We start from the raw sequence: 13196 nt of genomic DNA on the forward strand, positions 1-13196 counted from the left end.
ACCGCTCGCCGCAGCCGTTCCCGGATCCGGCGGCCCGGCGTCGAGCACCGCGCGTATGGCGTCGAGTTCGCGCGAGAGCTCCTGGGCCATCGGGTCGCCACAGAAACCGTCGCCTCCGACCGCGACCACGTCCCCAGTGCGATCTCCGCCGTGATGCCGGGGCCGAACCCCGCGATGACACCCCGCGCGCCGTCCTCCGCCCCGCCGTCCTGGAACAGCCGCTCCAGCGCGTCGAAGATGACCGCGGAGGCGATGTTGCCCCGCTCCGTGAGCGTCGCGCGGCTGTAGCGGAACATCTCCGAGGGGAGGTCGAGGTAGGTGCAGAGGTCGTCCAGGATCCTGGGGCCGCCCGCGTGGACGATGTAGAAGTCGAGGCCGGACATGTCCCAGTCGTACGGCTCGGCCATGGCCCGCATGGCGGGGGCGAGCATGGCCATCGTGCCGGGCACCCGCTTGTCGAGCATGAAGTGGAAGCCGGTGTCGCGGACGCCGTAGGAGATCCAGTCCTCGGTGTCGGGCACCAGGTGGGAGCCGTTGCACTCCAGTCTGACGCCGGTGCCGCCCTCGCCCCGGACGACCGCCGCCGCGAGGGCGTCGCCGAAGAGGCCGTTGGAGAGGAGATTGCCGACGCCTAGGTCCGTGGGCTGGTAGCAGAGCGAGCAGAACTCGCAGGAGACGATCAGCACGTTCGACGCCGGGTAGGCCCGGCAGAAGTCATGGGCCCGGTTGATGGCCGCGCCCCCCGCGGCGCAGCCGAGCTGGGCGATGGGCAGCTGCCGGGTCTCGGACCGGAAGTCCATGGTGTTGATGATCCAGGCGGTCATCGACGGCATCATGAAGCCGGTGCACGAGACGTAGACGATGAGGTCGATGTCGCGGGTGGTGAGCTCGGCGTGCTCCAGGGCCTGCCGGATCACGTCGGGCACCCGGGACTTGGCCTCGATCTCGTAGCGGGCGTTGCGGGCGGTGAAGCCGGGGTGCTTGAGGGTGTCCTCGATGGGCTGCACCAGGTGCCGGGTCTGCACCCCGGTGTTGCCGATCAGCCGCAGGGCGAGGCCCAGCTGAGGGTGGTCGGCGTGCAGCGTGCGCGCGAGCTCCAGGGTTTGTTCCCGGGTGATGACGTGCTCGGGGACGGCGATGGACGGCCTGCACAGAGTTGCCATGATCCGCTCCTTACCAGGCGACCGGCAGGGCGAGCGGATAACGCCAGATGGAGACGGTGTTCCACTGCACCTCCTCCGCCGGTACGGCCAGCCGCAGTTCGGGAAAACGGTTGAGCAGAGTGCCGATGGAGACCTGGAGCACCATGCGGGCCATATGGGAACCCAGGCAGTGGTGACTGCCGTATCCGAAGGCCATGTGGACCGCGGGGTCCTTGCGCTCGAAGTCCAGCTCGTCGGGGTGTTCGTAGACGATCTCGTCGCGGTTGGCGGTCAGGTACGACACGTGGACCGTGTCGCCCGCCTTGACGGTCACGTCGTCGAGGTCGACGTCCTCCAGGGCCACCCGTGGGATGCCCACGCCCTGGCGGAACGGGATGAACCTCAGCAGCTCCTCGATGGCCTGCGGCAGGAGCTCGGGCCGCTCCTGCAACTGCATGAGGTGCTTGGGGTGGGTGAGCAGGGTGTAGATGATGTTGCTGATGTCGTAGGTGGTGGTGTCGTGTCCGGTGACGACGAGCAGCATGGCGAGCACCGCCAGCTCGTCCTCGGTGAGCATCTCGTCGCCGATGCGCGCGGTGGCCAGTGAACTGATCAGGTCCTCACCGGGGTCGCGCCGCCGCTCCTTGCCGAGCTCACCGAAATAGGCCCGCAGGCCGGCCTTCGCCTCGGCCGCGGAGGTCTTGTCGGCGGCGGCCATGGACATCATGGCCATCGCCCAGCCGCGCAGCTGCTTGCGGTCCCGCTCCGGGATGTCGAGCAGCTCGCAGATGGTCATCAGCGGGAGCCGGCCCGCGAGGTGGTCGGCGACGTCGGCCGGGGCGCCGTGCTCCTCCATGCCGTCCAGCAGGGCGTCGACGGTCTTCTGGGTCCAGGGTCTGAGCTCCTCCACCTGCTTGGTGGTGAACGCCTTGACGATGAGCTTCCGCACGCGGTTGAGGTCGGGAGGGTCCATGACGTTGATCGCCTCGGCCTGGACGATGGGCGCCGGGGTGATCCGCGGGAAGTCCATCCCGACCAGCGCGGCCCGGCTGAAGCGTCTGTCCGAGGTGACCGTCTGCACGTGGTCGTAGCTCGTGACCAGCCAGCACCGGCCCTCGCCGTAGGGCATCCGGACCCGGACGACGGGAGCCTCCGTCCGCATCCGCGTCATGAAGGGGTCCGGCTCCAGAGCCTCGTCGTGTCGGAAGGGACAGCTTCGCACGGAGTCCGAAGTGGTCATCGCAGCACTCCCATTTGCCCAGGGCCCCGCCGATGGCGCGCCAGCCTATTTTCAGACCATGCCGCAATGGCAAGCACGCCACACACAAGCCCCCGCGATTCACCCGGACGATGGATTTCTCAGGGAATCACCGGCAACATCCCCCTCTCCACCATCTTTTTCACCTTTACTTCGCCGCTTCCCTTTTTGCCTGCAATGACTGGGTTCCGGGGCGCACCCCACCCGGTCCCCCATTTGCCTCTTCCGGTTGCTCTCGAGCTGCGGATGCCCACGGATGCTTTTACAGTCGAATCCGGCATCACTGGACAAGTGATGACATTTCACTGCAAGGAGACGATGATGCTCGCTCAAGAAACGCTCCGACTCGTCGCAACCCCGTCCGAGGCCGCCGCGATCGGCACGCTGATGGTGGAACCCGAGGCCACGGTCAGTGATCCGCCACTCCCCGCACCCGAAGCGGCGGGCTGGCTGCTCGCGCTGCTCCTCCTGTCCCCCAAGGAGCCGAAGGAGCCGAAGGGCAAGTGAGCTCCCGGGCGGATTTCGCCGCGGCGGCCGATGATCTGGCGATCCGTGTCCTTGGTGCCCTGCGGGGCGCCAAGGGCACGGCGCTCGTTGCCCGCCACATCGACAGCGCCCCCGACGCTCTGGCGGCCCTCGCCGCGATCCGGGTGATCGGTGCGGACACCTTCTCCCCGTACGTCCTGGCCGACGCGGCCTTCCACGCCGAGGACGCGGCCGCCGTGGCCCGCTCCTTCGAGGCGTTCCCGCTGCCGGGCACGGGGCCCTCGGCCCCCGTGGACGAACGGACCGCCGCCTGGCGCGACTGGGCGACGGCGCAGCTGCTGGCCCGCCTCGGCGGGAGCGGCACCTGGCGCGTGGACGCCGCGCAGCCCGAGGGCGACGCGGCGCTCGCCGACACCGCGGACTGGCAGCGCTGGTCCGTGCGCATGGCCCAGCTGGCGACGCTGGCCACCCCCGGCCTCGACGGGCCGGTGCACGAGGCCGCGCGCGGCGCGGCCCTCCCCTTGAGCCGGGGCGTCACCCGCTCCGTCCTGCGCCGCGACTTCCCCACGGCGGTGCGCCTCATCCGCTGGCTGGCGTGGCTCGCCCACGAGGGCGTGCCCCTCCCGCTGGAACCGCTGCTCGCGCTCGAACACGTACGGCTGCTGGGCGGCGAGAGCCCGCGGACGGCCCTGGACCTGGCCGTCGCGCGCCACCTGCTCGAAGGGCGGCACCACCAGGGCACGCAGGAGGTACGGACATGACGGTTCCGGAAGCGGTGGCCACGGCGGCCCGCAGCATGGCGGACCGGGCCCTTTCCTGGCTGCACGCCAACCGCGCGCACGGCGCCCTCCCGGAAGGCACCACGGAGACGATCGCCGATCCCGACAGCGTCTACAAACCCCTCGGCGAGACCACCCTCGCCGCGTCCATCCTGCTGCGCGACGGCGTCGCGGGCGCGGGCCAACTGGTCGCCGCCCAGGCCCTGATGGACTTCACCTGGCAGCAGCTGCGCGAGGGCGACCTGATCTACGAACGCCAGCTCCGGCACACCCTGATGACGGACCCGCTGGAGATGTACGCGCCCTTCGTCCGCTGCGGCTACCGCCACGCCGACCTCGACCGGCTGCTGGCCCACCACGCCCGGCTGCGCTCGGTGGCCGGCGTCGAACTGCTGCCCAACCGCCGGCTCGCCGTCGCCAACGCCGCCCGCGTCGCCGGGCTCGACCACGACGCCGACTGGGCCGCGCTCGCCCGCGCCACCTGGCTGGGCGCCGCGCCGGAGCCCTGGGCGATCAACTGGATCACCGCCTACTCGATGACCCACACGGTCTTCCACCTCACCGACTGGGGCGGCCGCCCGCACGGCCTGCCGCCGGAACTCACCGCGTACGTACGGACCTGGCTGCCGGTGTGGATCGACATCTGGCGCGAGGTCGGACAGTGGGACCTGGTCACGGAGCTGCTCATCGTCGGCGCCTCCCTGGACGAGCCCTACTGCGAGCCCTCGGACTGGGAAGCCATCGCCGCACTCCAGCACGAGGACGGTTTCGTGCCCCGGGACGCCGATCCCGTGGACGACGACCCCCACCAGCGGTTCAAGGACCACCAGCACACCGTGGTGGTCACCGCCGTCGCGGGCTCCATCGCGCTCGCCCGCGCGGCGCGCGAGCCGTGAGCGAGGCGCTCGATCGCGCTCTCACGCCCCTGCTGGGCGCCGCCGACGGCGCCCGTGCCGTGGCCGTCGCGGCGGTGCGCGGCGAGGAATGCGTACTGCTGTGCCGGGGACCCGCCGAACCCGGAACGCGCTTCGAAGTCGGCTCCCTGACCAAGACGTTCACCGCCCTGCTGCTCGCCGAGCTCGTGGCCCGTGGGGAAGTGCGCTACGACGACCCCCTGGACCGCTATCTCCCACGCGCCGTACCGGGCCCGGCGATCACCCTGCTGCACCTGGCCACCCACACCTCGGGGCTGCCCCGGCTGCCCCCGGGGCTGATCGGCCGGGAGGCCCGCGCCGCCTGGTTCAGCAATCCGTACGCCGCCTTCACCCCCGCCGACCTGATGGCCGCGCTCCCCCGCACCCGGCTGCACCACAGCCCCGGCACCCGGGTGCGCTACTCCAACTACGGTGTGGGGCTGCTGGGTCACGTCCTGGCCCGCGCCGCGGGCGGCGACTACGCGGGCCTCCTCGCCGAGCGCGTCCTCGCGCCGCTCGGCCTGTCCGACACCGACTGCGACCCGTACCGCCCCCAGGCGACCGGCCACTGGCACGGCAGGCCCCGGCCGCCCTGGCTCGTCCCCGGACTGCCGGCCGCCGGCGCCCTCCGCTCCAGCGCCCGCGACCTGCTCCGCTGCCTGCTGGCCCTGCTCGACCCCGAACGCGCCGGGCCCCCCGGCCTGACCGGCCTGCCACCCAGCCTCCGGACCGCGCTGGCCGACGTGCAGCGCCCCCGGCTGGCCCTGCCCCGCACGGGCCACCGCGTCTGCCTCGTGTGGAACCTGCGGCCGCGCGGCGGCCGGCCGCTGCTCCATCACTCCGGTGGCACACGGGGGTTCAGCGCCTTCGCCGGATTCCTGCCCCGCTCCGGCTGCGCGATCGCGGCCCTGGCCGACACGTCACCGACCCCGCTCGCGCCGTTCGTGCAGGCCGCGTACGGGACGCTGTGCGCCCTGGACGGGTCAGGAATCGGCGACGTGCCGGGCGACCGTCTCCGCGAACTCCCGGGCGGAGGGCGAGAGGGCCGACCACTGCCGGGCGGCCCAGCCCACGTCCAGTGACGGGATGCCGCTGACGGGGATCAGCCGCACGCCGTCACCGGCCTGGCCGAACAGCCCCGGCACCGCGGGTATCAGCGCGTGCCCGAGACCGAGCTCGGCGAGGAGCAGCGCGGTGTCCCAGTCGGTGGCCCGCGTCGTGGTCGCGCGCGCCGGGAGGCCGTGTTCGCCCAGATAGTGCTCCACCTGCCGGCCCGAACTCGTCCCGGCGGGCGGCCGGATGAGCCGGGTCCGGGCCAGGTCCTCGGCGCGGAGCGCGGTCTCCCGCGCGAGCGGGTCGTCGGGCCGTACGGCCAGCACCCAGTCGAGGCTGACGACCGGCCGCTGCTCGACGCCCTGGACGTCCCCTCCGGGAGTGATCGTCACCCAGGCCAGGTCGACGGAACCGGCCCGCAGCACGTCCAGGCAGCGGCCGCTGGAGCGCTCGGTGTGGAATTCCAGGCCCACCTCCGGGAACGCGCGGCTGAAGTCCTTGATGGCCGGGCCGAGGAAGTTGCGGATCGTGGTGGCGCCGGTGGCGATGACGACCCCGCCCCCGTGGCCCGTACGCAGTTCGTCGAGCAGCCGCAGGCCCTCGGACAGCGCGGTGAGGCTGTCCGAGGCGGCGCGCCGGAGGATCCGGCCGGCCGGCGTGGGCACGACGCCACGCGGCCGGCGCTCCATCAGCGGGAGGCCCACCTCCTTCTCCAGGCGGCGCACGTGCTGGCTCACCGCGGACTGCGTGCAGTTCATCTCCCGGGCCACGGCGCTGAGGTTGCGGGCCTCACACACCATGACGAACACCTTCAGGTCGTCGAGGGTCATGGTTCGACCCTAAGCGTTTTCTTGGATCTGTAGGGGCAACTCTTAGGATTGACTGGGCGGCTGACACGGCGACATGATCGGGGGCGACGGCGGCAACCTGGGCTCGGCCGTTCACCCCGAGCATGCGCGGGGCCGACGAGGACATCAGCCGGACCCGGGTGCCGACCTCACCCGCTCACGGGACGGGCCGGCTCGGCGGCGAGCACCCCGGCGGGCAGCGCAAGGAGCACGGCCACGAACAGGGCGGCGGCGCCCACGAGGACGGACAATCGCTTCGACCTGGTCACTGTCTCTCCGTCGCTGTGCCGGTCGTCGACTCGACGTCGGCGCGTCGCCGGGCGCGCTGTCTCCGCACGGACTTGGAATCGGCGGCCCTGTGGAAAACCTTTCCATGGGGGTGGTGGCCCACGCCATGGGGCGACGGCGGAGGTGATCGAGTTCACGCGGGTGGGGGTTGCCTTAACTCGCTTTTGCGGGTGCCTTGTTGCCGGGTGCGGGTTGTTTGCGCCTGCGGCGGGCTTGTTCCCCTACCCCGCCCCTTCCCGAAACCGGGGAGACCCCGGACCCCAACGCGGCTGCGCCGCGTGTCCTCAAACGCCGGACGGGCTGAATGGCGCGGACCGTAGCCAACGCTCGGTTCGGGGGTCTGGGGGCTTGCCCCCAGTTTCGGGAAGGGGCGGGGTGGGGGAAAGCCCGCCGCAGGCGCCAACCGACCCGCACCCAAAAGCCGTACTAAGCCAACCGCACCGAAGACTCGCTGAGCCCGCCCTCCGGGGTCCGCGAACCCGCCATCAAGGCGATCGCCGTCACGACCAGCCCCTCCGCCGCCAGCCAGCGGCCCGTGAAGCCGTCCAGGCGGTGGCCCTCGACCACCGGCCCTGGCACCAGCAAGCGGGCCGAGAACGTGCCCGCGGGCACGTCGAAGGACAACTCCGCCTCACTGAAGTCGAGTTCCTTCGCGGTGAGCGGATACCACGTCTTGAAGACGCTCTCCTTGGCGCTGAAGAGCATCCGGTCCCAGGACACCTCGGGCCGCCGCGCGGCCAGCTCCGCCAATTGCGACCGCTCGGCCGGGAGGGATATCGCGTCGAGCACACCGTCGGGCAGCGGAGCGTCCGGTTCGGCGTCGATGCCTATGGACACCGCGTCGGCCGCGCGCGCCACGACCGCCGCGCGGTAGCCCTCGCAGTGCGTCATACTGCCGACGACACCGGCGGGCCAGCCGGGGGCGCCCCGCCGGTTGGGGAGCAGGGGCACCGGTGCCAGGCCGAGCTGTCCGAGGGCCTTGCGCGCGCAGACCCGTACGGTCGCGAACTCGCCCTTCCGCTTCGGCACCGCGCGCACCACGTGGGCGGCCTCCTCGGGGAGGAGGAGGTGGGCCACGTCGGCCGGCAGCGGGCCGAAGTCCTCCTCCGCGACCGTCGTGGAAGGCAGGATGCGCTCGATCACCGGGCTGCTCCTCGCTGCTCGTCGGCCGGCCGGGGCAGGATCTGCCGCAGGGGTTCGCGCGGGGGGCGGGGGCGCCACTCGCGGGGGTAGCCGACCGAGACCTCCTCGAAGCGGACTCCGTCGTGCCAGGTGACGCGGGGGATGTGCAGGTGGCCGTAGACCACGGCCGCCGCGCGGAACCTCCGGTGCCAGTCGGCGGTCAGCTCGGTGCCGCACCACTGGGCGAAGTCGGGGTAGCGCAGGATCTCGGTGGGGTGCCGGAGCAGCGGCCAGTGGTTGACGAGGACGGTCCGGTGGGCGGGGTCGACGGCGGCGAGCCTGCCCTCCGTGTACGTCACGCGCGCCCGGCACCAGTCGTCGCGGCCCGGATAGGGGTCCGGGTGCAGGAAGTGCTCGTCGGCGCAGACCACTCCCGCCTCGTACGCCCGGCGCAGCGACTCCTCCTTGGTGTCGGCGCCGGGCACGCGGAAGGAGTAGTCGTAGAGCACGAAGAGCGGGGCCACGGCCACGGGGCCGCCCTCGCCCCGCCAGACCGGATAGGGATCCTCCGGGGTGGCGATGCCCAGGCTCCGGCACAGCTCCACGAGGTGCAGATAGCGCTTCTCGCCGCGCAGGTCGACGGGGTCCTTGGGGTGGGTCCACAGCTCGTGGTTCCCCGGCGCCCAGACGACCTTGGCGAAGCGGTCGGCGAGGAGGCCCAGGGCCCACTCGATGTCGGCGTATTTCTCGGCGACGTCACCGGCGACGATCAGCCAGTCGCCGTCGGTTCTCGGCCGCAGCTGTTCGACGAGAGAGCGATTGTCCTTGTAGACGACGTGCAGGTCACTGACCGCGAGCAAACTTCCGTTGGGCACCGTGATGTCCTCCCCGGTCACCGAAACTAATCGATCATCCGTCCGGAAGGAAGCATTCACGGTCCTTTCCACCCCTGCGGGTCACTTGACCCGACGGAACGCCGAGCGTGCCCACCAGTAGCCGGCCGCCGTCAGACCGAGGCACCACGCGACGGCCGCGATCCCGCTGCTGCCTATGGACGTGCCCATCAGCAGGCCGCGCAGTGTCTCGATGACCGGCGTGTACGGCTGGTACTCGGCGAACCAGCGCAGCCCCGTGGGCATGGACTCCGGCGGGACGATGGCGCTGCCCACGAAGGGCAGGAACTGGAACGGCAGGGGGATGTTGCTGGCCGTCTCGGGGTTCCTGGCGACCAGGCCTATCGCGGCCGCCAGCCAGGTGAGCGCGAAGGTGAGCAGCGTGAGCAGGCCGACGGCGGCGGCCCACTCGGCCGGCCCCGCGCCGGGGCGGAAGCCCATGAGCAGCGCGACACCGATGACGGCCGCGATGCTGACCAGGGTCTGGATCACGCTGCCGACGACGTGCCCGGTCAGGAACGACGCGCGGGAGATCGCCATCGTGCGGAAGCGGTTGACGATGCCCTCGGTCATGTCGACGGACACGCCGACCGCGGTGGCCAGGGCACCGGAGGTCGCGGCCATCAGGATAATCCCGGGGGCGACGTAGTCGATGTACGCGGTGCCGCCGGTGGCGGTGCCGCCTATGCCGTTGCCGAGCGCGCCGCCGAAGACGTAGGTGAAGAGCAGCAGCATGACCACGGGCATCGCGACGACCGAGACCGTCATGGCGGGGTAGCGCTGGGCGTGCTTGAGGTTGCGCCGCAGCATCGTCATCGAGTCGCTGACGGCGTAGGACATCGTGGTCATCGGACCGCCTCCTCGGCGGGGTTGCCGGTCAGGGTCAGGAAGACGTCGTCGAGGTCGGGGGTGTGCGTGGTGAGCGCCTCCGCCTCGACCGACGCGGCCTCAAGGACGTCGAGGACGGCGCGCAGCGTGAGGACGCTGCCGTCGCTGGGGACGCGCAGGGTGAGCGTCTCGTCGTCGCGCGTCCCGGCGCCGAAGCGGGTGGCCGCCGCGTCGAGTCCGCCGCGGTCGGCGAACCTCAGTTGGATGTGGCCGCCGGGGATCCGGCGCTTGAGCTCTTCCGCGGTGCCCTCGGCGACCAGCCGTCCGTGGTCCAGGACGGCGATGCGGTCGGCGAGTTGGTCGGCCTCCTCCAGATACTGCGTCGTCAGGAAGATGGTCACGCCCTCTTCGGCGACCAGGCCGCGGATGATCTCCCGCATCGTGCGGCGGCTGCGCGGGTCGAGTCCGGTGGTCGGCTCGTCGAGGAAGATGACGCGCGGCTCGCCGACCAGCGTCATGGCGAGGTCGAGCTTGCGCCGCATGCCGCCCGAGAAGGTGCTCGCGGGCTTCTTCGCCACGTCGCCCAGGTCGAAGCGGCGCAGCAGTCCGGCGGCGCGCCGCCGCCCTTCGCGGCGGTTCAGGTGGTGCAGGTCCGCCATGAGGGCCAGGTTCTCCTCGGCGGTCAGCAGGTTGTCCACCGCGGAGAACTGGCCGGTGACGCCGATCGCGGTGCGTACGGCGTCCGCTTCGCGGGTCAGGTGGTGTCCCGCGACGTACGCCTCGCCGGCGTCGGCGGGGATGAGCGTGGAGAGGATCTGCACGGTGGTGGTCTTGCCCGCGCCGTTGGGGCCGAGGAGGGCGAAGACCGTGCCCTCGGCGATGCTCAGACCGATGCCGTCGAGCACCTTTTTGTCGCCGTAGGACTTCACCAGTCCCGTGGCGGTGATCGCCGCAGGAGGCGTCATGGCGGTCGGGTCCCTTCTGAGGGAAGGGGGCCGGGAGCGACCCCCGGGGAGAGCGCGCCGGGTGGTCAGGAGCGGTGGATCACGATGTCGCCGACCGCGGTGCGGGCGTGCACCTCGACGGTCTCCTCGCCGTCCTCGGGGCCGTCGGCCGGGCCGAGGGAGTTGCGCACGGTGCCGACGCCGGTGCTCACGTCCAGCCAGGCGGCGGTGGAATGCCGGATGCCGATCTCGAGGTCGCCGGTGGCGCCCTGGAGCGTGATCTGCCCGCGTGCCACCTCGCCGACGCGGATGGTGCCGTTGGCGGACTTGGCCTCGACCGACCCGTGTGCGACGCCGACCGAGACGGCGCCGTTGGCCGAGCGCGTCACCAGGTCGCCGGTGATCTCGCCGATCTCCGTGTCGCCGTTGCCGTTCTTGACCGTCGCCGCGCCGGCGATCTCGCCGATCTCGATCCGCCCCGCTCCCACGATGTCGGCGTCGCCCGCCACGCGGGCCACGCGGATGTCACCGTGGCTGGTCCTCAGGTGGGCGGTGGCCGCCTGGCCGACCTGGATGTCGCCGAGCGAGGTCTTGAGCCGGCAGTCCCCGAAGAGACCCTCGCAGATGAAGTCCGCCATGGGCGCGAAGCCCTGGAGGTCCGAGGCGGCCGGCAACTCGACGGTCACCTCGACCGAACCGCTCCTGCCGAACACGGAGCGCTTCCTGGGGCCCTTCACGGCCAACTTGCCGTCGGCGAAGGTGATTTTGGTCTGCTGCGCGGCCCGTACGTCGTCGCTCTTGGCGGAGTTGGCCGGCAGCACCTCGACAACGGTGTCCGTGCGCTTGCCCGCGACGAACCGGGCGGTGCCGACGTCGAATTCGAGGATGACGGAGATGGGGTCCGGTGTGTCGAAAGTTGGCATGGCTGTCCCGTCCTCGTGGCTCGTGTCCGTCCCCGCGGTCGGCGGGGTGCTGATCCCCGCGGCTCGCGGGGGTGTTGAGAGGTGCGAGAGGTGGTGCTCCGCGCCGGTCCCGCTACCGGACCCAGCCCGTGTATCCCTGCCCGCCGATGGCGCGGCCGCGGGCGGCGGGGCGGGCCCTCCCGCCCGGCTCCAGCGCGGTGGCCACGGCCCGTACCAGCCAGGCGTTGACCGAGAGGCCATCCTTGCCCGCGGCTTCCTCGGCCTTCGCCTTCAGGTGCGCGGGGAGACGGAAGTTGATCCGTGCGGTGGCGCCGTCGTCCCCCTCCGGGACCACGGCCGGCACGGGTGCGGCCTCCGGCTCGCCGGTCCGCTCGTACGGCCCGTGCGCGGGCGGGGCCGTGACCACGAACTCCGGATCGAGGCCGCGCAGCCGTACGTCGACCGAGCCGGGCGCGAGATCGCCGGTGACCTCCGCCATCGCGGCGGACAGCGCGTTCAGCAGCATGAGCCTGGCGGCGGACTCCAGGGGCGTGGTGAGCCGGTCGGCGAGGGCGCGGGCTTCCTCACCACCGGCGTCCGCGGCGACGGCGAGCTCGTTCCGGAGATTGTCGACGTAGGGAGTGAGGTCCATGGCACCACTATGGCACATCAATGGTGCCACTTGGAAGCCATCATGGCACCAATTTGTGGCACCGGCCGTTCCGCAACGCAGACGGGCACCGTGCCTGCCTGGCCGGCAGGCACGGTGCCCGTCTGGTGTGTCCTACCTCCGGTGCGCGCTCAGTCGCGCTCCACCGGGATCCACAGCTCCACGTCCGCCCACGTCGCCTCCCGCGACAGCCGCGTGCGCAGGATCTCGGGCCCCCGCCGGCTCCGGTACGGGTTGGAGGGGAACCACTGCGTGAACACGTCGCGCCACATGTACTGGAGCGACTGCGGGAACGGGCCGGAGTCCTCGAAGACGGCCCACGTGCCCGCCGGGACGGTGAGCACGTCCATGTCCTCGGGCACGGGCGCGGCCGTCACCGCGGCGTGGTAGTAGTCGAATTCGGATCCCTCCTCCCGGTTCTCGGATATGTGGTCGCTGATCGAGACGATGCCTTCCGGCTGCTGGTCGGAGAGGCGGTGGATGCGCTGCTGCGTCTCCTTGTCGATGCCCTTGATGAACGCGGCGATGGCCGGGTTCACGCCCTCGTACACAAGAGGCACGCGGGCCTTCCTGCCGACCGCACGGAACTCTTCTTTTTCCACAATCCGGTATCGCATGCTGCTGCTTCCTTCGACGACGAGCCGGAAGGACATCCGGGGCTGTGAGTGCAGCGCCGCTCCCGTGCGGCGGGCCTCGCCGGGCCCGACGCCGTGCATGGCACGGAACGCGCGGGCGAACGCCTCACCCGAGGTGTAGCCGTACCGCACCGCGATCTCCAGCAACGTCCGCTCCCCCGCGAGCACTTCCGCGCCCGCGACGGTCAGCCGCCGGCGCCGTACGTACTCCGACAGCGGCATCCCCGCCAGTGCGGAGAACATCCGGCGGAAGTGGTACTCCGACGTCATCGCGAGCCGCGCCAGCTCTTCCGTGTCGACCCGCTGGTCGAGGCGGCCCTCGATGTGCTCCAGGGCTCGGTTGAGCTGTTCCAGCACTCCGGTCTCCTTCTCTCTTGCGACCTTCACGCTAGAAAAACCGCGGCCCGCCGCACCCGACATCCTGTGCCCGTTCC

The 13196-nt window shown here is 71.5% G+C and carries 14 protein-coding genes; 4 read left to right on the forward strand and 10 right to left on the reverse strand.

All coding sequences use genetic code 11. From position 1 onward, the window contains the following. The coding region (locus AB0435_RS27855) for a type III polyketide synthase (protein WP_366428222.1) at positions 1–1163 on the reverse strand (1163 nt) is incomplete at its 3' end. Between the two features lie 10 nt (positions 1164–1173). Then, on the reverse strand, positions 1174–2382 hold the full coding sequence (locus tag AB0435_RS27860; protein WP_366008464.1) for a cytochrome P450: 1209 nt from the start codon (positions 2380–2382) through the stop codon (positions 1174–1176). Between the two features lie 339 nt (positions 2383–2721). Between AB0435_RS27860 and AB0435_RS27865 the strand changes: the two genes are divergently transcribed. The 4 genes from AB0435_RS27865 to AB0435_RS27880 are packed head-to-tail and all read left to right on the forward strand — an operon-like array spanning position 2722 to position 5661. Further along, positions 2722–2907 (forward strand): hypothetical protein, encoded by a 186-nt coding sequence (locus AB0435_RS27865; RefSeq protein ID WP_366008465.1) that lies wholly within the window; start codon positions 2722–2724, stop codon positions 2905–2907. After that, positions 2904–3647: a hypothetical protein gene (locus AB0435_RS27870; protein WP_366008466.1), complete on the forward strand. Its 744-nt coding sequence runs from the start codon at positions 2904–2906 to the stop codon at positions 3645–3647. The genes AB0435_RS27865 and AB0435_RS27870 overlap by 4 nt, the downstream gene beginning before the upstream one ends. Beyond that, entirely contained in the window at positions 3644–4561 is a 918-nt protein-coding gene (locus AB0435_RS27875; protein ID WP_366008467.1) for a hypothetical protein, read from the forward strand. Before AB0435_RS27870 ends, AB0435_RS27875 begins: the two co-directional genes overlap by 4 nt. Next, positions 4558–5661 carry a serine hydrolase domain-containing protein gene (locus tag AB0435_RS27880; protein WP_366008468.1) on the forward strand — a complete coding sequence of 368 codons (1104 nt, stop codon included), beginning with the start codon at positions 4558–4560 and terminating at the stop codon, positions 5659–5661. Before AB0435_RS27875 ends, AB0435_RS27880 begins: the two co-directional genes overlap by 4 nt. Here AB0435_RS27880 and AB0435_RS27885 read toward each other — a convergent pair. The 8 genes from AB0435_RS27885 to AB0435_RS27920 form a co-directional block, all read right to left on the reverse strand. Continuing rightward, the gene (locus AB0435_RS27885) at positions 5563–6462 is read right to left on the reverse strand and encodes a LysR family transcriptional regulator (protein WP_366008470.1); all 900 of its coding nucleotides are present in this window, start codon (positions 6460–6462) and stop codon (positions 5563–5565) included. The two genes, AB0435_RS27880 and AB0435_RS27885, sit on opposite strands and share 99 nt — an antisense overlap. Positions 6463–7194: 732 nt before the next feature. Next, positions 7195–7911 (reverse strand): 4'-phosphopantetheinyl transferase superfamily protein, encoded by a 717-nt coding sequence (locus AB0435_RS27890; protein WP_366007189.1) that lies wholly within the window; start codon positions 7909–7911, stop codon positions 7195–7197. After that, on the reverse strand, positions 7908–8765 hold the full coding sequence (locus AB0435_RS27895) for a metallophosphoesterase (RefSeq protein WP_366007212.1): 858 nt from the start codon (positions 8763–8765) through the stop codon (positions 7908–7910). The genes AB0435_RS27890 and AB0435_RS27895 overlap by 4 nt, the downstream gene beginning before the upstream one ends. Positions 8766–8846: 81 nt before the next feature. Beyond that, the gene (locus tag AB0435_RS27900; RefSeq protein WP_366428223.1) at positions 8847–9632 is read right to left on the reverse strand and encodes an ABC transporter permease; all 786 of its coding nucleotides are present in this window, start codon (positions 9630–9632) and stop codon (positions 8847–8849) included. Beyond that, positions 9629–10576 (reverse strand): ATP-binding cassette domain-containing protein, encoded by a 948-nt coding sequence (locus AB0435_RS27905; protein ID WP_366007192.1) that lies wholly within the window; start codon positions 10574–10576, stop codon positions 9629–9631. Before AB0435_RS27905 ends, AB0435_RS27900 begins: the two co-directional genes overlap by 4 nt. Positions 10577–10641: 65 nt before the next feature. Then, positions 10642–11478 (reverse strand): DUF4097 family beta strand repeat-containing protein, encoded by an 837-nt coding sequence (locus AB0435_RS27910; RefSeq protein WP_366007194.1) that lies wholly within the window; start codon positions 11476–11478, stop codon positions 10642–10644. Positions 11479–11590: 112 nt separating this feature from the next. Beyond that, the gene (locus AB0435_RS27915; protein ID WP_366428224.1) at positions 11591–12109 is read right to left on the reverse strand and encodes a hypothetical protein; all 519 of its coding nucleotides are present in this window, start codon (positions 12107–12109) and stop codon (positions 11591–11593) included. Between the two features lie 149 nt (positions 12110–12258). Then, a complete protein-coding gene (locus AB0435_RS27920; RefSeq protein ID WP_366428232.1) occupies positions 12259–13119 on the reverse strand; it encodes an AraC family transcriptional regulator in 861 nt (286 codons plus the stop codon). Positions 13120–13196: the final 77 nt, after the last annotated feature.

Source organism: Streptomyces sp. NPDC051173 (genome assembly GCF_040689515.1).
Classification (GTDB): Bacteria; Actinomycetota; Actinomycetes; order Streptomycetales; family Streptomycetaceae; genus Streptomyces.